Raw genomic sequence first — 24,203 nt, 5'->3', positions numbered from 1 at the left:
AATCCACCGGGGTTCACCATCGGTATCGGCTCACCGGGGTGCGTATTCCGTGCGGATCGAACAACTCGAATACCTAGCGACCGTCACCCGCCTCGGCTCCCTGCGCAGAGCCGCCGAGGAACTCCATCTGTCCCAGCCCGCATTGAGCGAAACCGTCCGCAATCTGGAACGCGAACTCGGTGTGGACGTCCTCGACCGCAAGCGCTCCGGAGCGAAGATCAGCGAGGACGGCCGGGAGCTGCTGCCGCACATCATCGGAGTGCTCGACGCGGTCGACAAACTGCGCCGGGCCGCGGACGACCAGCACCACATCAGCCGGATGGTACGCCTGGGCACGGTCAACGCCGCCACGGTTCCGCTGCTGGTCCCGGCCATCCGCGAGTTCCGGACCGGGCATCCGCTGACCCAGGTCGAGGTGATCGGCGCCCAGCAGGCCGAGATCCACCGCGCGCTGCTGGAAGGCAGCCTCGACCTCGGCCTCGTCAACTACCTACGCGGCGACGACCTCCCACCGGACGTCCACACCACCGAACTCCTGCGGGGCCGCCCGGTGGTGTGCATCCGGCCGGACAGCCCGCTGGCCGGACTCACCGAGGTCTCGGTGACCGAACTGCTCGCCCAGCCGCTGATCGTGATGCGCTCCGGCTATGTCATGCACCGCTTCGTCCACCGGCTCCTCGAAGGACGTACGCCCTCCTTCTCGTACTCCACCGACGGCGCTGAAATGGGCAAGCTGATGGTCGCCGAGGGCCTGGGCGCCACGGTCCTGCCCGACTTCAGCATCATCGGCGACCCGCTGGAGCGCAGCGGCACCATCACCTACCGCCCGCTGGCGGCCGACCCCACCGACGTCCTGATGGTGATCCAGCGCCGCCGCTCCGGGTCGGTCCCGAAAGCCGCCCGCGATCTGCACGACCTCTTCGTACGACGAGCAGCCGCACACCCGGCCGCGGCCGAAGGCGGAAGCTGACCCGCCCCACCCCGTCACCCCACCCCGTCACCCTGCCCCTTGCCCCCTGCCCCTCACCCCTTCGCGGGCAGGCCCGCCAACGCCCCCGCCGGATCGTCCGTGGCCGGACCGGCGGGCACCCACCGCCCGCCCTCCCTGCGATACGGCCACCAGCGGCCGTCCCGCCCGTAGCGCAACTGGGCGGCGCCGCCGATCACCGTCCAGCGGTTGCGGGTGGCCCGCAGCCGCGGCCGGGCCTCGTCGTCCTCCCAGGCGGCCGCGAGCTTGCCGGTTGCCCGTGCCAGCGCCTCCGGCCCGGGCGTCCAGTCCTCCTCCAGGACCGCGAGCCCAGCCGTGCCGCCCAGCTCCCAGGCCCGTACGGCCGCCGCCAGACCCCGTGCCTCCCGGCCCGAACCGGCCGCCAGCCGCGCTGATATGACCTCCCCGGGGCCGGCGGCCGCCAGCCGCACCGCATCCTGGGCGGGAGTCAGCACCGCCGGCGGCGGACTGCCCGGGTGCCAGGCGGAGAGCGCATCCGCCAGCAGCCGCTGGGCGCGCGCCGCCGTGTCCGCGATCAGGAACTCCAGCGCGGCCACGTCCACCCCGGGCGCGGGCGGGGTACCGCCACCGAGCACCGGCGGGGCACCCGGCGCGTCGACCGGCGGCGGTGCCGCGGGCAGCGGCGGCAGAATGTCGCGCGCCGCATACGCCTCGGCCGCCGGCACCCCCGCGCCGGACCGTTCCGCCGCCACGTCCGCGTCCGCCGGCCCCATCGCACGCGCCGCGCTGCGCGCCTGCAACTCGTCGAGCAGCTCCCGCTCGCCCCGGCCGCGCAACAACAGCAGGACGAACGGGTCCTGGTCCAGCAGCCGCGCCAACTGGTAGCACAGCGCGGCCGAATGCGCGCAGTGGTCCCACGCGCCGCAGCCGCACTCCGGCTCCAGGTCGCCGATGCCGGGCAGCAGCTCGATCCCGGCGGCGGCCGCGTCCTCGACGAGCACCGGCGGCATGTCCCGGTCCAGCAGTGCGGCGATGTGCCCGGCCCGGTCCGCGATCATGTCCAGGAAACGGCCCCAGTCCGCCGCGCTCAACTGCTGTAGCAGGACATCGGACCGGTGCCGCGTATGGTCGCGGTCCTGGACGACCGCCGTGATCCGGCCGGGGCGCACGGACACCGCACCGACCGCACCGCCCCGCGCATGCCGCCGGCCCAGCCTCAGCTGCTCACCGTCCAGCGCGGTGTCCTCCAGCGCCTTGAGCCACGCCTGCCCCCACCAACTCCGCGCAAAGGCACGCCCACGCGCCACCGGCAGGGCACCGAACGTCCGCTCGCCATCCGCCGGGCCCCCCTCGTCCGGACACCTCGAACCGTCCTGCTCGTCCCGCTCCGGATGCATCGGTTCTCCCCCTCCGGGCATGCTCATCGCTCACTCCCTCGCAGTGCGACCAGGTCCGCCAGCTCGGCGTCGGTGAGTTCGGTCAGTGCGGCCTCGCCGGACCCCAGCACCGCATCGGCCAACTGCTGCTTACGGGAGAGCATTTCGGCGATCCGGTCCTCGATCGTGCCCTCCGTGATGAACCGGTGGACCTGCACCGGCAGGGTCTGCCCGATGCGGTAGGCCCGGTCGGTGGCCTGTGCCTCGACGGCCGGATTCCACCAGCGGTCGAAGTGCACGACGTGCGACGCCCGGGTGAGGTTCAGACCGGTACCAGCCGCCTTCAACGACAGCAGGAACACCGGCGCCGCGCCGTCCTGGAAGCGCCGCACCATCTCCTCGCGCCGGGCCACCGGGGTCCCGCCGTGCAGGAACTGCGTGGGCACCCCGCGCGCCGCCAGATGCCCCTCCAGCAGCCGCGCCATCTGCACGTACTGCGTGAACACCAGCACGCTCGCGCCCTCGGCCAGGAGGGTGTCCAGCAGCTCGTCCAGCAGCTCGACCTTCCCCGAACGCCCCGCGACCCGCACCGCTCCCGCCGCCCGGTCGCCCGCCGCCCGGTCGTTCTCCTTCAGGTACTGCGCAGGGTGGTTGCAGATCTGCTTGAGCGACGTGAGCAGCTTGACCACCAGCCCCCGCCGGGCGAATCCGTCGGTCCCGGCGATCTCGTCGAGCCCCTCGCGCACCACGGCCTCGTACAGCCCGGCCTGTTCCTTGGTCAGCGCCACCGCACGGTCGGTCTCCGTCTTGGGCGGCAGCTCCGGCGCGATCCCCGGATCGGACTTACGGCGGCGCAACAGGAACGGCCGCACCAGCCGGGCCAGTCGCTCGGCCGCCGCGCCCGCCTCGGGGGACGCCGCCGCGCCGCCCTCGATGGCCTGCGCATAGCGCGTACGGAACCGGCCCAGCGGCCCCAGCAGCCCCGGCGTCGTCCAGTCCAGGATCGCCCACAGCTCCGACAGGTTGTTCTCCACCGGGGTGCCGGTCAGTGCCACCCGGGCCTCGGCGGGGAGGGTCCGCAGCGCCCTGGCGGTCGCGGAGAAAGGGTTCTTGATGTGCTGTGCCTCGTCGGCGACGACCAGACCCCAGCCCACCTCCGCCAGCTTCCCGGCATCGAGCCGCATCGTCCCGTAGGTGGTGAGGACGAACTCGCCGTCCGCCAGCTCCGTCAGGCTGCGCCGCCCGGCGTGGAAGCGGCGCACCGGCGTGCCCGGAGCGAACTTCTCGATCTCGCGCTGCCAGTTGCCCATGAGAGAGGTGGGGCAGACGACCAGCGTGGGGCCGGCGGACCCGGGACAGTTCTGCCGGTGCAGATGCAGGGAGATGAGCGTGATCGTCTTCCCCAGCCCCATGTCGTCGGCGAGACAGGCGCCCAGCCCCAGCGACGTCATCCGGTGCAGCCAGCCGAGCCCGCGCACCTGGTAGTCGCGCAGCGTGGCGGCGAGCGCCGCCGGCTGCCGGACGGGTACGGCGCCGCCGCCTTCCGGGTCGGCGAGCCGGTCACGCAGCCGGGCGAGCGGCCCGGAGGCCTCCACTTCCACCCGGCTGCCGTCCCGGTCCTCGGCGCTGCCGGTGAGCGCGGCGCCGAGCGCATCGAGCGGCGTGATCTTACGGTCCTGACGGTCCCGGGCCGCCCGCAACGCCTCCGGGTCGATCAGCACCCACTGGTCGTGCAGCCGCACCAGCGGCCGCCCCGCCTCGGCAAGCCGGTCCAGCTCCCTCCGGTCCACCTCCTGGCCGCCCACCGCGAACCGCCAGGTGAAGGAGAGCAGGGCATCCGCGGACAACAGCGAAGGCAGCCCCGACTCCGCCCCGTCCCACCCGTCGGCGCCCCCGGCATCGGGCGGTCCCACCACGGCCCGGCTGGTCAGCGTACGAGCCAGCTCCTTGGGCCAGTGCACCTGCACCCCGGCGGCGGCCAGCGCCCGCCCGGCCGGACCGAGCAGCTCGGCGATTTCCTCATCGGCGAGGTCCAGCGCCCCGGGCACCGCCGCGGACAGCAACGGGGCGAGCGGTGCCCAGGCAGCCGCCGCACGGCGCAACGTCAGCAGCGTGTCCCTCCGCGCCCGCGCCCCGAAGGCCTGCCCCACGGGCGAAGTCCCCGCCCACACCTCGGCGGCATCCGCGACCAGCGTCGGATCGGTGAGGCTGTGCAACTGGAGCACGGCAGCGAAGCCGATGCGGGCACCCGAAGGCATCGCCCCGACATCATCGCCCCCCTGGCGACCGATTCCCTCCCCCTCCATGCCGTGCACCTCGACCCGCAGCGAGATCCGCACACCCGCGTCATGCCCCGCGGCCACCTCCGTGGCCCAGACACGCTGCTCGGGGATGTGCTGCGGCGCGGGCACCGCAAACGCCGGCGCCCCGGTGACCAGCGCCGCACCGGGGGAGCGCGGCAGCCCGTCCGCCACCGCGTCGAGAAAGGCCCGTACCTGCCCCTCGGGCTCCGGCAGCGCCAACGGGTCGGAATCCGGGAGCGGGGCGGCATGCGCGTACGGGGGCATCGCCGCGGCGAGATCGCGCAACCGCTCGACGTCCGCCGGGTCGAGCGGCCCCATCCGCCAGGCGTCATATCCGGCGGGACTCACCCCGGGCAGCATCCGGCCACGAGCCGCGAGCTGTAGCGCCAGTACGGCCGCGGCCCCCCAGAAAGCGGCAGCCGGATGGGTACCCCGCGCGGCCCGCGCACGGGTGATCACGGGCACTGCCTCAGCAACCGTCAGAACCAGCGCCGGAACCTCGCACAGCGAAACCGCACCGTCCCCATCCGGCAGAGCCACCTCCAGCCGCTCCGTCGCCTCCCCGGCCCCACCCCTCGGACCCTCCGCGCCGAGCACCTCTCCCACGGGCTCGCCATCAGGCCGCCAGAAGGCGACCCGCCCCGCTCGTGGCGGATCCGACGGCAGAAAAACCGCTGCACAGCGGGAGAGCGCGGACAGCTGAGCGGGCGTGACCACGGCAAGGGATGTCACTGCTTCCCGATCTCCTCAAGTTTGACTACTGGCGCCTGGAGCGCCCGAGAGTACAGGACAGCACGCGCTTTCCTGGAACCTGCGGCACGAAAACGGCGTTCAATGGAGTACACAGAGCGCGGCGCACGCCGCGGAAGGGGAGTGAAGGATGTCCACACAGGCGAAGGTCGCGGTCGGCGGCGTCGCGGTGGGAGTGATCCTGCTGTGGCTGCTGCCCTTCTGGGCGGCCCTCTTGGTCATGGTCGGGGTCCCGGCCGTCGCGTATCTGACGCTCGACTCCTCCCAACGACGCCGACTGCGCCGCGTCAGCCGCAAACAAATCGGCCGCTGACCGAGCAAACACCCGCCCCACCCGAGCCCACGCCCTCGCCTGGCCCGCGCGCTGTACGGGCCACCACCCGCACGTACCGACGGCTGGCTCTCCCGCCCCACGCTCGGTCCGAGCGAGCCGGGGCTACGGGTGGGCATTGGCCGGGCAGGCGGGCCTTTGGCCACCACCCGGCCACGTAACTCGGGTAACTCGGCCATCCCTGGAACGGGCACGGCCGGCACCGTAACCCGGCGTGGGATCGGTGACGGACAGCACCGCCGGGCCGCAGCCGGGAACGGGCGTAGGTCGGAGGGGATGTACCGGGGACCGCCCGCAGGACCGGAGCACACGCCGGGGTACGCAATCCCATGGACCAGATGCGCCCGCGCCGTGGGGGCACCTCCCGGCCGAAGGCTGGGGGAGGGCCCCGGTGCGTCCCCTCCGGCCCCCGCGGCAACCATGAACCCCGAAAGCCGCCAGCCCCCACCGGCCCCACGTCTGCCACGAACCGCGCAGCCAGCCCCCACCACCCGCACGCGTGCCACGCAACGCACGGCAGGGCGCCAGCCGACCACCCGCACGCCCGCCACGCCCCGCACAGCCAAGGCACCAACCCACCGCCCACCGCCCACCGCGCCCGCCACCCGCGAACCCCGCCAACACCCCCACGAACGCCCGCCTCAGGCCTCAGGCCAACCCGTCTCATGCCGACCCGCTGAAAACCGCCCGCCCAAGACCGACCCGCCCAAGACCGCCCGCCCAAGCCCCCGCCTCAGACCGGCCGCGCCGCCAACTCATCAAGCGACGACAACAGCCCGGGAAGCGCAGGCCCCCGCCCCACCGGATGCACCTCACCCGGCTCGTCATCCAGCAGCACGAACGCAATGTCATCGGTACGAGCAACCAAGCTCCAGCCGGGCCCGTCAACCCGCAGTGTCCGCGCCTCACCGGCCGCGAACGACGACCGCACCCGCCCCGGCGGCGGCGGCTCGTTCACATACCCGCGCGCCTCCTCCAGCACCCGCCGCACCCCCTTATGCGCATGATCCCCCGGCTCGGCAAAGCTGTCGTCGTCATCCACCTGCTCGCGCCACGCCGCCCACTGCATGGCGATCTCGTCCGCGCCCAGCCGCCGTTGCGCCGGCCCCCACTCCTCGGCGTCCGGCGGCGCGAGCGGCGCCGGGTCGCCTTCCTGCGGTTCCGGATCGTGCGGCTGCGGCACCCCCGGCGCCGCGACGGCGAGCGCGAGCGGCCAGCCGGGCATCGCCCCGACGATGCTGCCCTCGCCGGGGGAGAGGTCGTACTCCATCCCGCAGTCCCAGGCCGCGATCGCACACGCGACCAGCGACACATCCTCCGTCGCCACGGTCCAGCGCGCGCCCTCACTGTCCTGACCGAGGACCAGCCCGTAGCCCTCCGCATACGGTTCGAGGCCGAGGCCCGCACACACCTCGGGGTAGTCGTCGCCGAGCACGCTCGGGAACTGCGCGGGCGTCAGCAGCACCGCCGTCAGCACGAACAACTGGTCGTTGTCGGCGCTCTCGGTCGTGGGCACGCGGGCCTCCCCATCCAATCCGTCGCGGAGTACGTCGGCGCACCTTAATTGGCTTGGGAGGGGCTTGTCACCAGCCGTACGCTGCGCAGATGTGTTTTTACAGCCGCCGCATGCACTTCGTGTGCCTGGCCTGCCGGGCCGCGTGGAAGAAGACACCGACCTCGCAGGACCCGGTCCGCTGCCCGCAGTGCCGCGCCGAGCTGATCAACGCGGGCGCCGATCTGGCGGTCCCCAAGAGGCGCGACGAAGCCGGCTGGCGCGCCCTGGAGGCCGTACTCCGCGCGGGCCTGACCTTCCACGGCGGCTGCTGCGGTACGGGCCCCGGCTACCGTCCGCGCACCCCGCGCGAGGTCCAGGAGCGGCTGGCGCTCGCCGGCCGCACCGGCATGCCCGTCAAGAAGGCGCTGGCCGTAGTGGATCCGACGCTCACGGACCGCTATGGCGCCGCCGCACGCACCCCAGGCCGCGGCACCCGCACCGCACGGCGCGCGACCGGCGTGCCCCAGCGCTCACCGAAGACCGCCTGACACTACGGAATCCTGACACTACGGAGCCCTGACACTACGGAATCCGGCCACCACACGGCCCGATCTGACGCCCGCCACCCCCTCCAACTCCCCTCCGCCCCCTTAAAATCGGCACGTCGGCGAACGAAGGGACGGACGTCACGTGCGGCGCTACGACTGGTTGAGGGAGATCCGGCGGCTCGACCCGGAGCGCGACTTCCTGCGGATCTACCGCATCATCGCCACCCATGAATTCCCCTGGGACATCACCCGAGCCCTGGAGCTGGCGCTCTACCGCACCTACGCGGTGCCGAGCATCGGCCGGCTGCTCGCCGAGACCGCCGAGCTGACGGGCCGTACGCAAAAGCGCTATGACGACACCGCTCTCCTCCTGGACGCCGTCGTCGAGCACGGCTTCGACGGCGAGGACGGCCGGACGGCGATCCGCCGGATCAACCAGATGCACCGCAGCTATGACATCAGCAACGAGGACATGCGCTATGTCCTGTGCACGTTCGTGGTGGTGCCCAAGCGCTGGCTCGACGCGTACGGCTGGCGGCGCCTGACCGCGCAGGAACAGCAGGCCGTCGCTGTCTATTACCGCACCCTCGGCCGTCATATGGGCATCACCGAACTCCCGCAGACCTACGAGGACTTCGAGCGGTGCCTCGATGCCTACGAGGAGGCGCACTTCGGCTGGGACGAGGGTGCGCGCAGGGTGTCGGACGCCACGCTGGACCTGATGGCGGGGTGGTACGGCCCGCTCGCTCCGGTGGTGCGCGGCGCGAGCATGGCCCTCCTGGACGACTCGCTGCTGGCGGCGTTCCGGTACGAGCGGCCCCGGCCGGTGGTCCAGAAGACGGTACGCACCGCCCTGAAGCTGCGTGCCAGGGCCGTGCGGCTGCTGCCGCCCCGTCGCACGCCCCACTACGCCCGCCAGAACCCCGAGATCAAGGGCTATCCGAACGGCTTCAAGGTGGCCGAACTCGGTACCTTCCCCACCTCCCGCCGCACGGGCAGCTGCCCGGTGCCCCACGTGGAGGGCCCGGCGGCGTCCTGAAACCCCGCACGCCGCCGGCCGGGTCAGGCCCTCCGACCCGGTCAGGCCCTCCGACCCGGTCAGGCCCGGCGTCCCGGTCAGGCCCGGCGGACCGCCAGCGCCAGGTAGCGGGAGTCTTCGTCCTCGTACCGGATCAGGTCCCAGCCGCAGTTGTCCAGGAGGGGCCGCAGATTCGGCTCCGCCCGCAGGTCGCCGGGGGTGAGCGGGCGGCCCTTGCGGGCGGCGAGGGCGGCCCGCCCGATGGGATGGAAGAGAGCCAGCCGGCCACCGGGGCGTACGGTCCTGGCGAGTTCGGCGAGGCCGCCCGCCGAGTCCGGCAGGTGCGAGAGGAGCCCGGCGGCGAAGACCGCGTCCAGTGCGGCGTCGGGCAGCGGCAGCCGCGTCACGTCCGCGAGCAGCAGCGCCGCGTCACGGTCGCGCCCGGCCCGCACGGCGGCCTGGAGCATCTCGGGCGTGAGGTCCGCGCCCAGCACCGTCCCGCGCGGTCCCACGGCCGCCCGCAGCGCGGGCAGCGCGCGCCCCGTACCGCAGCCGGCGTCCAGGACCCGGTCGCCCTCCTGGAGGCCCAGTTCGGCGACGCCCGCGGCATAGGCGGGACCGTCGTCCGGGAACTTCGTGTCCCAGTCGGCGGCGCGTGACGCGAAGAACGCACGGACCTCGTGCGGCCGGTCGGCGTGGTGGTCGGCGTGGTGGTCGGTCATCGGGTTCCTCCGGAGGTGGGACGGCCGGCGAGGGAGGCCGTGCAGGCGTACAGGGCCGCCGCGACGGCAAGGGCCATCACGACGCCGAGGTTCATGGCGCCCAGCGTGCCCCGGGCGGCGCCGTCGGTGAGCAGAAAGCCCACGGCCCGGGCGATATGGGGATCGCCGGAGGTGACCAGGCCGAGTCCGACCGCGGTCGCGACGGCGAGCGAGAGCACCGCCGGCCAGCCCAGGGCTCGTAGGGACGTCAGCTCGAAGCCGGTGTGGCGGCGGCGCCACTGCTCCACCAGGAAGACGGCCGTCCAGGCGGCCATCGCCACCCCGATGACGGACAGGAACGCCTGGAAGGTGGCGAAGAAACTGGGGGAGACGAACAGCACGTACCAGCCGCCGAAGGCCATCAGCGCACCGTCCACCAGGACGGCGAGGTGCCGGCGGACGGGGATGCCCAGGGCCGGCATCGACATGCCCGAGCTGTAGATGTCCATGATCGCCCCGGAGGCGAAGCCCCCGATGGCGGCAAGCAGATAGGGCACCAGGAACCAGGTCGGCAGCTCGGCCGCGAGGGCGCCTACGGGGTCGGCGGCCGCGGCCCCGGCGAGCTTCGGATCACCGGCGTTCAGCAGCACGCCGAAGACCAGCAGCGCCAGAGGGGGCAGCACCCCGCCCAGCGTGGTCCACCACGTGACCGCCCGCCCGTTGCTCGTACGCGGCAGATAACGGCTGTAGTCGGCACCGCAGTTGACCCAGCCCAGGCCCAGCAGCGTCATCGCGAACACGACGCCCCCGATGCAGGTGCCGAGGCTGCCGGACGGGCCGTTACCGAGGGCCGACGGATCGATGCGATCGGCCATCAGCACCATGTACACCACGGTCAGGGCGGTGATCGCCGCGGTCAGATACTTCTGCACCTTCATGATCAGTGCGTGCCCGAAGATCCCGACGACCACGACCGAGACGGCGGTCACCACGAAGCACAGCGCCTGCGCCGCCGTGGTCGGTGTATCCCCGTCGGCGCGGGCGAACGTGCCGGGCGCGACCCGGGCCAGGATCGCAGACCCGCCGAGCGAGGAGAGCGCGACCAGTACGGTCTCCCAGCCCGCGTTGGACACGTAACTGAACACGGTGGGCAGCTTGTTGCCCTGCGTCCCGAAGGCGGCCCGGCCGAGGGCCATGGTGGGGGCGCCCGTGCGCGCCCCGGCGACCGGGACCAGACCGACCAGGAGGAAGGACAGCACATAGCCGAGGGCCCCGGTGACGATCGTCTGCCAGGGGCTGAGCCCGAGCCCCATGAGGTAGACGCCGTAGGCGATGGACAGCAAGGACAGCCCGGAGGCCGCCCACGGCCAGAACAGCGACCTGGGGGTGCCGTGCCGTTCGGCATCCGGCACCGGATTGATGCCGTTGCGCTCGACCGACCCCGCCGACGGGTTCGCCGCCGTCGCCGGTGGGCCGACCGGCTGCTGTGACTGCTGCTGCGTCATGCGCTCATGATCCCGCACGGGCCGGGCCGGCCGCCGGGCGCGCGTATCCTGCCCGCTATGGCCACGCCCCCGGAACCCGTGGCGGTACGCCCTGGAGGTCCAACTACCACGAATCCGGCGGTGGGTGGGTTTCTTGATCCGAAGACGTGGCGGCTTTGGTGAATCCGGGGAAATCCCCCTCTACGGGGGGTACGGTCCTCGCCATGGATTTCGGACGGCCCTCCGCCGCCGAAGGCTCGCCCCCCGCCGAGCCATGGATCCGCATACCCCGTGACGCGCAGGACCCTGCATCCTGGAGGAGACGGCTGATGAACGCCGCACAAGGGGCCCCGGTGGACGCAGCCCCGGACCCCGACGCCGAGTTGACCCTGAAGATCTTAGTCGCGGGCGGCTTCGGCGTGGGCAAGACGACCCTGGTGGGCTCGGTCAGCGAGATCCACCCGCTGCGCACGGAGGAACGGCTCAGCGAGGTGGGCGAGACCGTGGACGACACCGGGGGAGTGGACGACAAGGGCACCACCACGGTGGCGATGGACTTCGGCCGCATCACCATCAGGCAGGGCCTGTCCCTCTACCTCTTCGGCACCCCTGGACAGGACCGCTTCTGGTTCCTGTGGGACGACCTGTCGGAGGGCGCGCTGGGGGCCGTGGTGCTGGCCGATACCCGGCGGTTGCAGGACTGCTTTCCGGCCGTCGACTACTTCGAGCGCCGTGCGATCCCGTTCCTGGTGGCCGTCAACTGCTTTGCGGAGGCGCGGTCCTACGGGGCCGACGAGGTGGCCCGCGCACTGGACCTGGACCGTGGCACACCGGTCGTGCTCTGTGACGCGAGGGACCGCGACTCCGGCAAGGAGGTGCTGGTCCGGCTCGTCGAACACGCGGGACGGCGGCACTCCACCAGGGTGCTCGATTCGGTGGGCTGACCGGCGTACGGCCGACGTGGCGCGGAGGTCGGGACGGCCCGCGCCACGTATGTCTCAACCGGCGCCCCGCATGCCTCAACCGGTGCCCCGCATGCCTCAGCCGGTGCCCCGCATGCCTCAGCCGGCGCCACGCACGCTCAGCCGGCGACCGCCGCGAGGGCGATGGCCTTGTCGATATTGACCCGTACCACCAGCTCGCCCGGCACGCCGTTGCGGGCGCCGTACTCCTCCGCCCGGTCCTCGCCCATGTAGCGGGCCGCGATCCGGGTCGCCCAGTGACGTACGTCCGCCAGGTCGTCGCTCACCTCCGCCGTCCCCTGTACGACCACGAAGGCGAACGGCGGCCGTTCGTCGTCGACGCACAGTGCCACCCTGCCGTCGCGGGCGACATTGCGGCCCTTGACCGTGTCCTCGCCGGTGTTGAACACCAGCTCATCACCGTCCATGAGGAACCACACCGGGGCGAGGTGCGGGCTGCCGTCGGCCCGAACGGTCGCCAGCTTCCCGGTACGGGTGCCCTCGGAAAGGAACCTCTGCCACTCGTCCTTCGTCATCTTGTGTGCCATGCCGACATCCTCAGCCATGCGGCACATCCGAGCGCCGCGTGGCACGCCGGTCCGTGGGGCCGCTTGCCGAGACGGCGGAGGTGGGACAGGCTGGCACGGCAGGTCGCGGACGGGCCGCGGGCTGCCGTCCGGCCAGGAGCGCGGACGGGGACACGGGGAGGAAGCAGCAATGGCATTGAGCAGCGGACTCGACTGGCTGCTGGACGACCTGACCAAACGGGTGGAGAAGGTACGGCACGCGTTGGTGCTCTCCAACGACGGGCTGGTGACCGGGGCGAGCGAGGGACTGGAGCGGGGCGACGCCGAGCACCTCGCGGCGGTCGCCTCGGGAATGCACAGCCTCGCGAAAGGGTCGGCGCTCCACTTCGGCATCGGTCGGGTGCGCCAGACCATGGTCGAGTTCGACGACGGGGTGTTGTTCGTGACGGCGGCGGGGGACGGCAGCTGTCTGTGCGTGCTGGCGCGCGCCGACGCCGACATGGGCCAGGTCGCCTACGAAATGACGCTGCTGGTCAATCGCGTAGGGGAGCATCTGGGCGTCGCGGTCCGCCAGCCGGAGAGTTATCCACAGGTCTGAGGCGGGGCTTGACCCACTGTCACCACCTGCGGCTACAGTCGTCACTGTCAGTGATCGACCGAGTTGCGGGGGAAGCGACATGACAGTGATGTGCGAGGGGCAGCAGACGCTCACGACGGGGCGGGCGGCCCGCGAACTGGAGCTGAGGACCGGCGAGTTCGAGCTCGCCACCCAGCTCGGAGAAGTGCGGACGGTCCCGGCCGGGACCGACGACCGGCCGGCCGGCACGGGATCGCTCGGCAGGCGCCGGGTCCCCGCGGAGGAGATCACCCGGCTACGGGCCGAGCCGGACTTCCCGGACGCGCTCCGCGAACGGATCCGCGCGGTCAGCACGACCGAGGCCGCCGCACTCATGGGCATCGGCCCCGGCCGGGCCGGGCGTCTGACCCGGGCCGGCTGCTTCAGCCCCGTCCGTTTCTATGTGAACCGCTTCGGCGCGGTGGTCTGGCTCTATCTCGCGGCCGAGGTCGCCGACTTCGCCGACCGCGAACCCGACCTGATGCGGGGCAACACCCCGGCGGCGATGCGGGTGATGCTCGACAGCGGACAGGACTGGCGGGCACGCCAGTGGCGCAGCCGACGGGTCGCCCAGCTCATGGGACAGACCGACGACCCCTGGGAAGCGGCCGCGGTGATCGCCGCGGTGCTGCCGCCGGAGGAGCTGGCCTCGGTGGCCGAGGAACCACTGGAGCGGTCCCTGCTGCGCCGGCTCAGGCCCACCCTGGCGTCCGTGATCACGGTGACCCCGGCCGCCCGGGAGTCCTACGAGCGGGTGCTGACGGCGGATGAGTTCGACGAAGTGCTGTGGTACCGCGTCCATCTCTCCCGGTGCCTGGAAAGGGCCCGCCGGGAAGATCCGGGGCGGCTGCGGACCCCGGCCGCCGTGCCCTCCAGCGCCCGCCCGGGTCAGTCCCCGAGCTTCCTGAACAGCCCTTCCTGGACGACCGAGACCAGCAGCCTGCCCTCCCGGTCGTAGATCCGCCCGCGGGCCAGGCCGCGGCCTCCGGTGGCGATCGGCGACTCCTGGTCGTAGAGGAACCACTCGTCCGCGCGGAACGGACGGTGGAACCACATCGCGTGGTCGAGGGAGGCCATGTCGAAGCCGCGCGGACCCCAAAGCGGCTCGACGGGGATGCGGACGGCGTCCAGCAGCGTCATATCGCTGGCGTAGGTCAGCGCGCAGGTGTGCACGAGCGGATCGTCGCCCAGCGGCCCGACCGCGCGCATCCACACCGCGCTGCGGGGCTCCGCGCCCTCGATCTCCTCCGGGGTCCAGCGCAGCCGGTCGGCATACCGGATCTCGAAGGGCATCCGGCGTTCCATCCGCTCCAGCGATGCGGGCAGATCGTGCAGGCGCTCGCGGACCTCTTCCGCGACCGTCGGCAGCTCCTCCGGGTCGGGCACCACCCGACGCAACGGCAACTGATGATCGAAGCCGGATTCCGGCTTGTGGAAGGAGGCGGTCAGATTGAAGATAGTGCGTCCCTGCTGGACGGCGACGACCCGGCGGGTGGTGAAGGACCGCCCGTCGCGGACCCGCTCGACCAGGTACACGATCGGCACCCCGGGCCGGCCCGGCCGCAGAAAGTACGCATGGAGCGAGTGGACCGGGCGGTCACCTTCCGTGGTCCGCCCGGCCGCCACCAGCGCCTGGCCCGCGACCTGCCCGCCGAAGACCCGCTGCAACGATTCCTGCGGGCTGCGGCCCCGGAAGATGTTCACCTCGATCTGCTCGAGATCGAGCAGATCGACCAGCTTATCGGCGGGATTGGTCATGACCGGTGGCCCTCCGTCAGATCCTTCGGCGGCCTCGGTCGAAGCCGTCGCCTCACAACTGACCCACATCCGTGACCCGCACCACCGCGCGGCCTTCTTCGTCGGAGGCGGCCAGATCCACCTCCGCGGAGATGCCCCAGTCGTGATCACCGTTCGGGTCGGCGAAAGTCTGCCGCACCTTCCACAGCCCGTGCTCGGCATCCTCCTGAATTTGCAGCAGCTTCGGGCCGCGCGCGTCCGGACCGGTGCCCAGGTCGTCGTATTCGTCCCAGTAGGCGTCCATCGCCTCGCCCCAGGCGTCCTCGTCCCAGCCGGATTCGGCATCCATCGCGCCGAGCTCCTCGACCTTGTCCAGTGCCGCGAGCTCCACCCGCCGGAACATCGCATTGCGCACCAGCACCCGGAACGCCCGCGCATTGGACGTGACCGGCCGGACCTGATCCGCCCGCTCCGCGGCCTGCTCCGCCGTCTCCACCTCCGGATTGGCGAGCTGTTCCCACTCGTCCAGCAGGCTGGAGTCGACCTGCCGCACCATCTCGCCCAGCCAGGCGATGATGTCCTGGAAGTCCTCGGACTTCAGATCGTCCGGCACGGTGTGGTCCAGCGCCTTGAACGCACTCGCCAGGTAGCGCAGCACGATCCCCTCGGTGCGCGCCAGCTCGTAGAAGGACGTGAACTCCGTGAAGGTCATGGCGCGTTCGTACATATCGCGGATGACCGACTTCGGCGACAGCGGGTGGTCGCCGACCCACGGATGACTCTTGCGGTAGAGGCCGTAGGCGTGGAAGAGCAGCTCCTCCAGGGGCTTGGGGTACTCGACGTCCATGAGCCGTTCCATGCGGTCTTCGTACTCGACGCCGTCGGCCTTCATCTGGGCGACCGCCTCGCCCCGCGCCTTGTTCTGCTGCGCGGCCAGGATCTGGCGCGGATCGTCCAGCGTGGACTCCACGACCGAGACCATGTCCAGCGCGTAGGAGGGCGACTCGGGGTCGAGCAGGTCGAACGCGGCGAGGGCGAACGTCGACAGCGGCTGGTTGAGCGCGAAGTCCTGCTGAAGATCCACGGTCAGCCGGACGATCCGGCCCTCCGCGTCCGGCTCCGGCAGTCGCTCGACGATCCCGCCGTCCAGCAGCGAGCGATAGATCGCGATGGCCCGCCGGATGTGCCTGAGCTGATTCTTGCGCGGCTCATGGTTGTCCTCGAGAAGCTTGCGCATCGCCTCGAAGGCATTGCCCGGCCGGGCGATCACGGACAGCAGCATCGCGTGCGTCACCCGGAAACGGGAGTTCAGCGGCTCCGGATCGGAAGCGATCAGCTTCTCGAAGGTGTTCTCACCCCAGTTGACGAAGCCTTCCGGCGCCTTCTTGCGCACGACCTTCCGGCGCTTCTTGGGGTCGTCGCCCGCCTTGGCCAGCGCCTTCTCGTTCTCCACGACATGCTCGGGGGCCTGCGCGACCACAAAGCCCGCGGTGTCGAAGCCGGCCCGGCCGGCCCGGCCGGCGATCTGGTGGAACTCCCGCGCCCGCAGCGTCCGCACCCGCGTCCCGTCGTACTTGGTCAGTGCGGTGAACAGCACCGTACGGATGGGGACATTGACGCCCACGCCGAGGGTGTCCGTACCGCAGATGACCTTCAGCAAGCCCGCCTGCGCCAGTTTCTCGACGAGCCTGCGGTACTTCGGCAGCATGCCGGCGTGGTGCACGCCGATGCCATGGCGGACATACCGCGAGAGGTTCTGGCCGAACTTGGTGGTGAACCGGAAGTTCCCGATGAGGTCGGCGATCTGGTCCTTCTCCGCGCGTGTACACATATTGATGCTCATCAGGGCCTGCGCCCGCTCCACGGCGGCGGCCTGAGTGAAGTGCACGATGTACACGGGGGACTGGCGGGTCTCCAGCAGCTCGGTGAGCGTCTCCGTCATGGCCGTCGTGCGGTACTCGTACGACAGCGGCACCGGCCGCGTCGCCGAGCGCACCACCGACGTCGGCTTCCCCGTGCGCCGGGTCAGGTCCTCCTCGAAGCGCGACATGTCGCCGAGCGTCGCCGACATCAGGATGAACTGCGCCTGCGGCAGTTCCAGCAGCGGAATCTGCCAGGCCCAGCCACGGTCCGGCTCGGCATAGAAATGGAACTCGTCCATCACGACCTGGCCGATGTCGGCGTCCTTGCCGTCCCGCAGCGCTATCGAGGCGAGGACCTCGGCGGTGCAGCAAATGACCGGTGCATCGGCGTTGACCGAGGCGTCACCGGTGAGCATGCCGACGTTCTCGGTGCCGAACAGCTTGCACAGGTCGAAGAACTTCTCCGAGACCAGCGCCTTGATGGGCGCGGTGTAGAAGGTGACCTGGTCATTGGCGAGAGCGGTGAAGTGCGCACCGGCCGCCACCAGGCTCTTACCCGAGCCGGTGGGGGTGGAGAGGATGACGTTCGCCCCAGAGACCACCTCGATCAGCGCCTCCTCCTGGGCAGGGTAGAGCGAGATGCCCTGCTGCTCGGCCCAGCCCGAAAAGGCTTCGAAGAGGGCATCGGGGTCGGCGTCGTTCGGGAGATGATCGATGAGGGTCACGCCCCCATACTGCCTGCCTTCGGCCCGGATGAGGGAACCGGCGACCCGGACGGCGATCAGCTGAAGATCGACAATGCCGAAACCCGCCCGTCCGGCAGGCCTCCGGGCCCCGCCGTCCCACCCGCCGCGTCGGCCCAAGACGCCGCTCCGGCAGCCTTGACCTGCGGAATCATGTTCCGCGATAGCACAGGCCCGAGGAGCGCATGGTGCAGCGTCATCACCCTCCGTACAAACTCCTGGGCGCGCTGTCCTCTCCGACGATCACCCTCTGCGCCGCGGCGCCGCCTGTACGTGTCAGAGATCACCCGCCGTACGCACCTTACGCACCTTACGCACCGTGCGCGGCAAGCAAGGCAAGCAAGGCAAGCAAGGCAAGCAAGGCAAGCAAGGCAAGCAAGGCAGGCAAGCGGAGCACGTACCTCGTCCGGTTCAAGAGCCCCGAGCGAGAGACCCGGCACAAGACCTGCCCACGAGGCCCGACCCCGAGGCCCGATCAAGGAACGGGATCTGGAAACGGGATCACAGCACCCGGTCGGGAGACCAGGCAAAGGTGCGCGATCAAGAAACCCGGAGTCGAGGCAGACGGCTCGGGATCGTTCCGCCGACGGTCGGTGGCCTCGGGTGGCGAGTCTGGTCAGGCAGTCCTGCGGGGGAGGAGGGTGCTGGTCGCAGTGGGGGTGTCCGTACCAAGGGTGGTGTGCGCAGGTGGAGTTGGTGCAGCAGGCGGGGCGCGCTCCCCGGGCGCTTTCCGGGGCAAAAGCCAGGAAGCCTCCTGAAGTGAGAAGTTGGCTTCGGCGGTCCGGTGTCGCTCCGGTGGTCGGTCCTGCTGATGTTCCGCCGACGCCCCGCACACAGAGGTTGGCTCACCCCCTCCTCCTAGGGAGATCATCTGACGCTACGCTGAGTCGCCGACCGGGCGTCAGAGGCGCAGCTCAGCAGTGCGCGAGGCAGACCGTGCGCGCAGGAGAACAAGCGGCGCAAGAGAACAAGGGGTGGGAACAACCATGATGGGACCGGCGCACTCGCTGTCCGGGGCCGCGGCCTGGCTGGGGGTAGGTGCGGCAGCCGCTGCCGCCGGACATCCGATGCCCTGGCCGGTGCTCGTCTGCGGAGCTCTGATCTGTGCCGGTGCGGCGCTCGCCCCGGACCTCGACCACAAGTCCGCGACCATCTCGCGGGCCTTCGGACCGCTCTCGCGGCTGCTGTGCGAGGTGGTCGACGCGATCTCGCACGCGGTCTACAAGGCGACCAAGATGCGCGGTGACTCGAACCGCAACGGAGGTCACCGCACGCTCACCCACACCTGGGTATGGGCGGTGCTGGTCGGCGGCGGGATGTCGCTGCTGGCGATGCAGGGTGGTCGCTGGGCGGTGCTCGGCATCCTCTTCGTCCACATGGTGCTCGCCATCGAAGGGCTGCTGTGGCGGGCGGCACGGGTCTCCAGCGATGTACTGGTGTGGCTGCTGGGCGCGGCCTCGGCCTGGATCCTGGCCGGCATTCTCGACCAGCCGGGCAACGGGGCGAGCTGGCTGTTCGCCGAGCCGGGGCAGCAGTACCTCTGGCTGGGTCTGCCGGTCGTCCTGGGCGCGCTGGTCCATGACATCGGCGATGCCCTGACCGTCTCCGGCTGCCCCATCCTGTGGCCGATACCGATAGGCCGTAAGCGCTGGTATCCGCTCGGCCCGCCCAAGGGCATGCGCTTCAAGGCAGGCAGCTGGGTGGAGCTGAAGGTGCTGATGCCGGTCTTCATGGTGCTGGGCGGCATCGGCGGCCTGGGCGCGCTCAACTACATCTGACGCGTACCTCTGACGCCTACCTCTGACGCGCACGGAACATCTGACGTGCACGGCGCAACTGACGTGCACGGCGGGCCCAGGGGACCGAACCGGAGGGTACCGTCGGGGCCCGGGCCCGGGGCCCTGTGCCGGGCCCCGGAACCCCCGTCTCCTCGGCCCCGAGCCCCGCCGCTCCCGTTCCGTGCCGGCCGTGTCGGCGGTGCTCAGCCGTGTCAGCCGTGCTCAGCCGTGCCAGGAGCGCCAGAGCGCCGCGTAAGCGCCATCCGCGTCGACCAGTTCGTCGTGACTGCCCAGTTCGCTGATCCGGCCGTCCTCGACGACCGCGATCACATCGGCGTCATGCGCGGTGTGCAGCCGGTGCGCGATCGCCACGACCGTACGGCCGTCCAGCACCCTGCCCAGTGAGCGCTCCAGATGGCGGGCCGCCCGCGGGTCGAGCAGCGACGTCGCCTCATCCAGCACCAGGGTGTGCGGATCGGCGAGCACCAGCCGGGCCAGGGCGATCTGCTGGGCCTGGGCGGGCGTCAGCGTGTGCCCGCCCGAGCCGACCTCGGTGTCCAGCCCCTTGCCGAGGGCCCGCGCCCAGTCATCGGCGTCCACCGCGCCGAGCGCGGCCCACAGTTCGGCATCGGCGGCACCCCCGCGCGCCAGCAGAAGATTGTCGCGGAGCGAGCCGACGAAGACATGGTGTTCCTGGTTGACCAGTGCCACCTGCTCGCGGACCCGCTCCGCCGGCATCGCGGAGAGCTCGGCCCCGCCCAGGGTGACGGTGCCCACACGGGGACCGTAGATTCCGGCCAGCAGCCGGCCCAGTGTCGATTTGCCGGCGCCGGACGGCCCGACGAGCGCCATCCGGGTCCCCGGAGGGACCCGCAACGAGACCTCCCGCAGTACGTCGACGCCGGCGCGGTAGCCGAAGCTCACCTCGTCGGCGTGGACGTCCCGGCCGTCCGGGAGCCGCTCCGTGCCGGTGGCCTCCGGTTCGATCTCCCGGACGCCGACGAGCCGTGCGATGGACACCTGGGCCACCTGCAACTCGTCGTACCAGCGCAGGATCATGCCGACCGGCTCGATCATCATCTGTGCCAGCAGCGCTCCCGTCGTCAGCTGTCCCGGAGTGATCCAGCCCTGGATGACGAACGCTCCGCCGAGCAGCAACACCGAGCCCAGGAGCAGCACATGGGTCAGATCGACGACGGGGAAGAGCACCGAGCGCAGGAAAAGCGTGTAGCGCTCCCATTGGGTCCACTCGCGGATCCGGCGCTCCGACAGGGCGATCCGGCGGGCGCCCAGCCGATGGGCCTCGACCGTACGTCCCGCGTCCACGGACTCGGTGAGCACCGCGGACACCGCGGCGTAACCGGCCGCCTCCGAGCGATAGGCGCCGGGCGCCCGCTTGAAGTACCAGCGGCAGCCCACGATCAGCAGTGGCAGCGCGACCAGTGCGGACAGCGCGAGCGGCGGCGCGGTCACGGTCAGCCCGCCGAGCAGCAGTGCCACCCACACCACGCCGATGGCCAGCTGCGGTACGGCCTCGCGCATCGCGCTGGAGAGCCGGTCGATGTCCGTGGTGATCCGTGACAGCAGATCGCCGGTACCGGCCCGCTCCAGGACGCCCGGCGGCAGTGCCACGGAGCGGACGAGGAAGTCCTCGCGCAGATCCGCCAGCATCTGTTCGCCGAGCATCGCCCCGCGCAGCCGGACCAGGCGGACGAACACCGTCTGGGCGGCCAGTGCGACGGCGAACAGCTCGATGGTGCGCTCCAGTTGGAGGTCGCGGGCGCCCGCGGCAAGCTTCTCGACGACGCCGCCGAGCAGATACGGGCCGGCCATGGAGGCGATCACCGCGACCGCGTTCACGGCGACCAGCAGGGTGAAGGCCGTGCGGTGTCGGCGGATCAGGCCCCCGACGTAGCTGCGCACCGTTGCCGGTGAGCCGACGGGCAGGGTCGTGAGGATCTGCGGGGCGTCCGGATCGTGCTCGGGCGGCGCCAGGCCGATCATGCGCTCTCCTCGATCTGGCCGGTCGACATCGCCGGCTCGGGGTCCGTTTCGCGGGTGACGACCGCGCGGTAGGCGGGGTGGCTGTGCAGCAGTTCGCGATGGGTGGCCACGGCGACGGCCTTGCCCTCCTGGAGGAACACCACCTGTTCCGCCCGGTCCAGCAGGAGCGGGCTGGAGGTGAGCACGACGGTCGTACGCCCCGTCCTGATCTCCCGCAGGCCGTCGGCGATCCGGGCCTCGGTGTGCGCGTCGACGGCACTGGTCGGCTCGTCGAGCACCAGCACCTCCGGGTCGGTGACCAGCGATCTGGCCAGTGCCAGCCGCTGCCGCTGCCCGCCGGACAGCGACCGGCCGCGCTCGGTGATGTGGGTGTGCATCGGGTCTCCCGCAGCGTCGACGGACGCCTGCGCCAGTGCGGTCAGCACATCGCCGCACTGGGCCGCGGCCAGCGCCTCCGTCGCGCCCACCCGCCCGGAGGCCGGTACGTCGAGCAGGTCGCCGAGCGTGCCCGAGAGCAGCATCGGGTCCTTGTCCTGGACGAGTACGGCCTCCCGGGCGATGTCGCGCGGCAGCTCGTCCAGCGGGGTACCGCCGAGGACGACGGACAGCGGGCCGGTCCCGTCACCACCGTCGTCGTCGTGCTGCGGCGGGTGTCCGCCGAGGCGTTCGGCGAGCCGGCCCGCGGTGTCGGGGTCGCCGCAGACCACCGCGGTCAGCCGGCCGGCCGCGAGGGTCAGGCCGCTGACCGGGTCGTGCAGATCGCCGGTGGGTGTCGCCCCTTGGCTCCTGGCCGGGCCGCCGGACGGCCGGGTCTGTGCCAGTACGCGGGCGGTGCGCTTCGCCGACGGCTTGGCGAAGGAGTAGGCCTGGGCGATCTCTTCGAAGTGCCGGAGAGGGAAGAGCAGGAAGGCGACCGCGCTGTAGAGGGTGACGAGGTCGCCGACGGCGATCGTGCCGTCGAGGGCGAGCCGGGCGCCGTACCAGACCACCGCGATGAGCAGCAGGCCCGGCAGCAGTACCTGGACGGCCGAGATCAGCGACCACATCCGGGCGCTGCGGACGGCGGCCTTGCGCACCTCCTGGGAGGCGCTGCGGTAGCGGCCGAGGAAGAGTTCCTCGCCGCCGATGCCGCGCAGTACGCGCAGCCCGGCGACGGTGTCGGAGGCCAGCTCGGTGGCCCGGCCGGCCTTATCGCGCTGTGCGTCGGCGCGCCGGGTCGCGGGCGGAAGCAACGGCAGCACGGCCAGCGCCATGACCGGTACGCCGACGGCTACCAGCACTCCCAGTTCCGGCTGGTAGACGGCCACGGCGATGGCGACGGCGACCGTGGTGACCGCGGAGGCACCGAACCGGGAGACCGCCTCGACGAACCAGCCGATCTTCTCCAGGTCGCCGGTGCTGACGGCGACGATCTCGCCGGCCGCCACCCGTCGGGTCATGGCCGAACCCAGCTCCGTGGTCTTGCGGGCGAGGAGCTGCTGCATCCGGGCGACGGCGGTGATCCAGTTGGTGACGGCCTCACGGTGGAGCATGGTGCCGCCGAGCGCGATGAGTACGCCCAAGGCCATGATCAGGCCGCCGGCCAGGAGCAGCCGGCCGCCGTCGCGGTCCACGACGGCCTGCACGGTGAGCCCCACCGGCAGCGGGGAGGCGGCGATGGCGCCGACGTTCACCAGCCCCCAGGCGAGGGCCTTGAGCTGTCCGCCGAGCTGTTGTCTGTAGAGCCACAGCAGGAAGGCGCCGGCCGTACGGACGTCCGGGACGCCCGGGTCGGGATGCGGAAGGTCGCGAATGTGCATGATGTCCCAGGCGAAGTCGTGGTGGGTGGGCGGCAACAGGACGTCCCGGCAGGCGAAATGCCCCTCTCGCCCGTCTCGTCTCCGGCGGAGGTCCTGGAAGATTGGCCCGCGCCCTGGGTTGATTTCAAACGGTTTTTCCGCTGCGGCCATGCGATTCGGACAATCGTGCGGCGGTCGGCAGGCGGTGGCCGGGTGCTGAACGGTCGTCAGCGGGACGGTGCGACCATGGGGGCATGCGAACAGCGGTCGGTGCGATGCGGACGGCGGCGGTGGCCGCTGCGGGGCTGGTTCTTCTGGCGGGCTGCGGCGGCGGTGCGAGCGGCGGCCGGAACGGCGACGGCAAGGGGGACGGTGCGGGCAAGGGGGAGCGCCCCGGCGGCCCGGCCCGCGGGGCGTCGGCCACCACCCACCTCAAGAACATCCCCGAGGTCGGTACCGCCCTGCGCTCGCGGATCCCGGCCGGCTCCCGGCAGGTCGTGGCCGTCTACGGCAAGGGCGTGGACTCCGCCGACGCCACCGTCGTCCTCTACGACAAGGGCCCCAAGGGCTGGGACCGCAAGGGGAGTTGGGGCGCGCACAACGGTCGCCGCGGCTGGACGGTGGATCATCACGAAGGGGACAAGCGCAGCCCCGTCGGAGTCTTCCCCCTGACCGATGCGGGCGGCGTGCTGGCGGATCCCGGTGCCAAGCTGCCCTATACGCACTCATCGGCGTTCACCCCGCCGTCGTACTGGTCCAAGAACACCCGGCACGACTTCGACTACGTCGTCGCGATCAACTACAACCGCGTCAAGGGGACCTCCCCGCTGGACCCGACCCGCCCGCAGGGGCAGTCCAAGGGGGGCGGGGTCTGGTTGCACATGGACCACGGCAGCGGAACGTCCGCATGTGTCAGCGTGCCGAAGTCCGGGATGCAGGCACTGCTGCGGGCCCTCGACCCGGCGCGGCACCCGGTGGTGGTCATGGGGGACAAGGCGCACCTGGCGGCCTGAGCGTACGGGCGCGGCGCGCGGACGAGGCGCGCACGGGTCCACGGGCCACGCGGGTGACGGGGGCGCGCGGGCGTACGGGGCGCGGTTCCACGCGGCACGCCAAAACAGGAGGAAGTGGACGCAGCGGTCACTCCTGCCCGAAAACGGATGGCCCGTGCGCTGCCCCTTGGACCAAGCTCCAAGATTTCCCAGGAAGTTACACGGACCTCTTTCGTGGTGAACAACAAG

Annotated in this window: 19 protein-coding genes; 9 read left to right on the top strand and 10 right to left on the bottom strand. The window is 71.5% G+C overall.

Going from position 1 to position 24,203, the window contains the following annotated elements; genetic code table 11:
* Nucleotides 1-49 precede the first annotated feature (49 nt).
* Nucleotides 50-970, top strand: coding sequence for a LysR family transcriptional regulator (locus tag M8I34_RS20280; protein WP_250050854.1), 921 nt, complete (start codon nt 50-52; stop codon nt 968-970).
* 53 nt (nt 971-1,023) lie between these two features.
* On the opposite strand, the gene M8I34_RS20275 is transcribed toward M8I34_RS20280, so the two are convergent.
* Entirely contained in the window at nt 1,024-2,346 is a 1,323-nt protein-coding gene (locus tag M8I34_RS20275; RefSeq protein WP_250050917.1) for an SWF or SNF family helicase, read from the bottom strand.
* Between the two features lie 23 nt (nt 2,347-2,369).
* Entirely contained in the window at nt 2,370-5,360 is a 2,991-nt protein-coding gene (locus tag M8I34_RS20270) for a DEAD/DEAH box helicase (protein WP_250050852.1), read from the bottom strand.
* Between the two features lie 148 nt (nt 5,361-5,508).
* Here M8I34_RS20270 and M8I34_RS20265 point away from each other — a divergent pair, with 148 nt between their 5' ends.
* Nucleotides 5,509-5,691: a hypothetical protein gene (locus tag M8I34_RS20265; protein WP_030077786.1), complete on the top strand. Its 183-nt coding sequence runs from the start codon at nt 5,509-5,511 to the stop codon at nt 5,689-5,691.
* A 751-nt stretch (nt 5,692-6,442) separates the two neighbouring features.
* On the opposite strand, the gene M8I34_RS20260 is transcribed toward M8I34_RS20265, so the two are convergent.
* On the bottom strand, nt 6,443-7,225 hold the full coding sequence (locus M8I34_RS20260) for a hypothetical protein (RefSeq protein ID WP_250050850.1): 783 nt from the start codon (nt 7,223-7,225) through the stop codon (nt 6,443-6,445).
* 89 nt (nt 7,226-7,314) lie between these two features.
* Here M8I34_RS20260 and M8I34_RS20255 point away from each other — a divergent pair, with 89 nt between their 5' ends.
* Both M8I34_RS20255 and M8I34_RS20250 read left to right on the top strand, forming a co-directional pair.
* Nucleotides 7,315-7,752, top strand: a complete 438-nt coding sequence (locus M8I34_RS20255) for a hypothetical protein (protein ID WP_250050848.1) — start codon at nt 7,315-7,317, stop codon at nt 7,750-7,752.
* 142 nt (nt 7,753-7,894) lie between these two features.
* The gene (locus M8I34_RS20250) at nt 7,895-8,791 is read left to right on the top strand and encodes an oxygenase MpaB family protein (protein ID WP_250050846.1); all 897 of its coding nucleotides are present in this window, start codon (nt 7,895-7,897) and stop codon (nt 8,789-8,791) included.
* A gap of 77 nt (nt 8,792-8,868) precedes the next feature.
* Here the strand turns inward: M8I34_RS20250 and M8I34_RS20245 are convergent, their stop codons facing one another.
* Both M8I34_RS20245 and M8I34_RS20240 read right to left on the bottom strand, forming a co-directional pair.
* On the bottom strand, nt 8,869-9,492 hold the full coding sequence (locus M8I34_RS20245; protein ID WP_250050844.1) for a class I SAM-dependent methyltransferase: 624 nt from the start codon (nt 9,490-9,492) through the stop codon (nt 8,869-8,871).
* Entirely contained in the window at nt 9,489-10,976 is a 1,488-nt protein-coding gene (locus M8I34_RS20240) for a cytosine permease (RefSeq protein ID WP_250050842.1), read from the bottom strand. Before M8I34_RS20240 ends, M8I34_RS20245 begins: the two co-directional genes overlap by 4 nt.
* Nucleotides 10,977-11,284: 308 nt before the next feature.
* Between M8I34_RS20240 and M8I34_RS20235 the strand changes: the two genes are divergently transcribed.
* Complete coding sequence (locus M8I34_RS20235; protein WP_244417624.1) at nt 11,285-11,899, top strand: ATP/GTP-binding protein; 615 nt, start codon at nt 11,285-11,287, stop codon at nt 11,897-11,899.
* Between the two features lie 137 nt (nt 11,900-12,036).
* Here M8I34_RS20235 and M8I34_RS20230 read toward each other — a convergent pair whose 3' ends face one another.
* Entirely contained in the window at nt 12,037-12,465 is a 429-nt protein-coding gene (locus tag M8I34_RS20230) for a PPOX class F420-dependent oxidoreductase (RefSeq protein ID WP_250050840.1), read from the bottom strand.
* Between the two features lie 169 nt (nt 12,466-12,634).
* Here M8I34_RS20230 and M8I34_RS20225 point away from each other — a divergent pair, with 169 nt between their 5' ends.
* Together M8I34_RS20225 and M8I34_RS20220 are read left to right on the top strand one after the other, a co-directional pair.
* On the top strand, nt 12,635-13,042 hold the full coding sequence (locus tag M8I34_RS20225; protein ID WP_030988108.1) for a roadblock/LC7 domain-containing protein: 408 nt from the start codon (nt 12,635-12,637) through the stop codon (nt 13,040-13,042).
* 88 nt (nt 13,043-13,130) lie between these two features.
* Entirely contained in the window at nt 13,131-14,018 is an 888-nt protein-coding gene (locus M8I34_RS20220; RefSeq protein ID WP_250050914.1) for a DUF6397 family protein, read from the top strand.
* On the opposite strand, the gene M8I34_RS20215 is transcribed toward M8I34_RS20220, so the two are convergent.
* Both M8I34_RS20215 and M8I34_RS20210 read right to left on the bottom strand, forming a co-directional pair.
* Nucleotides 13,949-14,818 (bottom strand): acyl-CoA thioesterase II, encoded by an 870-nt coding sequence (locus M8I34_RS20215; protein ID WP_250050838.1) that lies wholly within the window; start codon nt 14,816-14,818, stop codon nt 13,949-13,951. The two genes, M8I34_RS20220 and M8I34_RS20215, sit on opposite strands and share 70 nt — an antisense overlap.
* Nucleotides 14,819-14,870: 52 nt before the next feature.
* Entirely contained in the window at nt 14,871-17,384 is a 2,514-nt protein-coding gene (locus M8I34_RS20210) for a DEAD/DEAH box helicase (RefSeq protein WP_250050835.1), read from the bottom strand.
* Nucleotides 17,385-18,388: 1,004 nt separating this feature from the next.
* Here M8I34_RS20210 and M8I34_RS20205 point away from each other — a divergent pair.
* Entirely contained in the window at nt 18,389-19,180 is a 792-nt protein-coding gene (locus tag M8I34_RS20205) for a metal-dependent hydrolase (protein WP_250050833.1), read from the top strand.
* Between the two features lie 222 nt (nt 19,181-19,402).
* Here the strand turns inward: M8I34_RS20205 and M8I34_RS20200 are convergent, their stop codons facing one another.
* A complete protein-coding gene (locus M8I34_RS20200; protein WP_250050831.1) occupies nt 19,403-21,184 on the bottom strand; it encodes an ABC transporter ATP-binding protein in 1,782 nt (593 codons plus the stop codon).
* The gene (locus tag M8I34_RS20195) at nt 21,181-22,983 is read right to left on the bottom strand and encodes an ABC transporter ATP-binding protein (RefSeq protein WP_250050912.1); all 1,803 of its coding nucleotides are present in this window, start codon (nt 22,981-22,983) and stop codon (nt 21,181-21,183) included. Before M8I34_RS20195 ends, M8I34_RS20200 begins: the two co-directional genes overlap by 4 nt.
* A 233-nt stretch (nt 22,984-23,216) precedes the next feature.
* On the opposite strand from M8I34_RS20195, the gene M8I34_RS20190 reads away from it, so the two are divergent.
* On the top strand, nt 23,217-23,975 hold the full coding sequence (locus tag M8I34_RS20190; RefSeq protein WP_250050829.1) for a hypothetical protein: 759 nt from the start codon (nt 23,217-23,219) through the stop codon (nt 23,973-23,975).
* Nucleotides 23,976-24,203: the final 228 nt, after the last annotated feature.

It is taken from the genome of Streptomyces sp. MCA2, from assembly GCF_023544705.1.
GTDB classification, from domain to species: domain Bacteria; phylum Actinomycetota; class Actinomycetes; order Streptomycetales; family Streptomycetaceae; genus Streptomyces; species Streptomyces decoyicus.
The sequence above is the reverse complement of the archived record's forward strand: the minus strand, read 5'-3'. Positions and strand labels throughout refer to the sequence as shown.

What these genes read in the sequence shown, in the direction of transcription:
- M8I34_RS20275 (WP_250050917.1), bottom strand. Translation starts at nt 2,346, where the DNA reads ATGCATCCGGAGCGGGACGAGCAGGACGGTTCGAGGTGTCCGGACGAG.
- M8I34_RS20265 (WP_030077786.1), top strand. Translation starts at nt 5,509, where the DNA reads ATGTCCACACAGGCGAAGGTCGCGGTCGGCGGCGTCGCGGTGGGAGTG.
- M8I34_RS20255 (WP_250050848.1), top strand. Translation starts at nt 7,315, where the DNA reads ATGTGTTTTTACAGCCGCCGCATGCACTTCGTGTGCCTGGCCTGCCGG.
- M8I34_RS20245 (WP_250050844.1), bottom strand. Translation starts at nt 9,492, where the DNA reads ATGACCGACCACCACGCCGACCACCACGCCGACCGGCCGCACGAGGTC.
- M8I34_RS20240 (WP_250050842.1), bottom strand. Translation starts at nt 10,976, where the DNA reads ATGACGCAGCAGCAGTCACAGCAGCCGGTCGGCCCACCGGCGACGGCG.
- M8I34_RS20235 (WP_244417624.1), top strand. Translation starts at nt 11,285, where the DNA reads ATGAACGCCGCACAAGGGGCCCCGGTGGACGCAGCCCCGGACCCCGAC.
- M8I34_RS20230 (WP_250050840.1), bottom strand. Translation starts at nt 12,465, where the DNA reads ATGGCACACAAGATGACGAAGGACGAGTGGCAGAGGTTCCTTTCCGAG.
- M8I34_RS20225 (WP_030988108.1), top strand. Translation starts at nt 12,635, where the DNA reads ATGGCATTGAGCAGCGGACTCGACTGGCTGCTGGACGACCTGACCAAA.
- M8I34_RS20220 (WP_250050914.1), top strand. Translation starts at nt 13,131, where the DNA reads ATGTGCGAGGGGCAGCAGACGCTCACGACGGGGCGGGCGGCCCGCGAA.
- M8I34_RS20215 (WP_250050838.1), bottom strand. Translation starts at nt 14,818, where the DNA reads ATGACCAATCCCGCCGATAAGCTGGTCGATCTGCTCGATCTCGAGCAG.
- M8I34_RS20205 (WP_250050833.1), top strand. Translation starts at nt 18,389, where the DNA reads ATGATGGGACCGGCGCACTCGCTGTCCGGGGCCGCGGCCTGGCTGGGG.
- M8I34_RS20200 (WP_250050831.1), bottom strand. Translation starts at nt 21,184, where the DNA reads ATGATCGGCCTGGCGCCGCCCGAGCACGATCCGGACGCCCCGCAGATC.
- M8I34_RS20195 (WP_250050912.1), bottom strand. Translation starts at nt 22,983, where the DNA reads ATGCACATTCGCGACCTTCCGCATCCCGACCCGGGCGTCCCGGACGTC.
- M8I34_RS20190 (WP_250050829.1), top strand. Translation starts at nt 23,217, where the DNA reads ATGCGAACAGCGGTCGGTGCGATGCGGACGGCGGCGGTGGCCGCTGCG.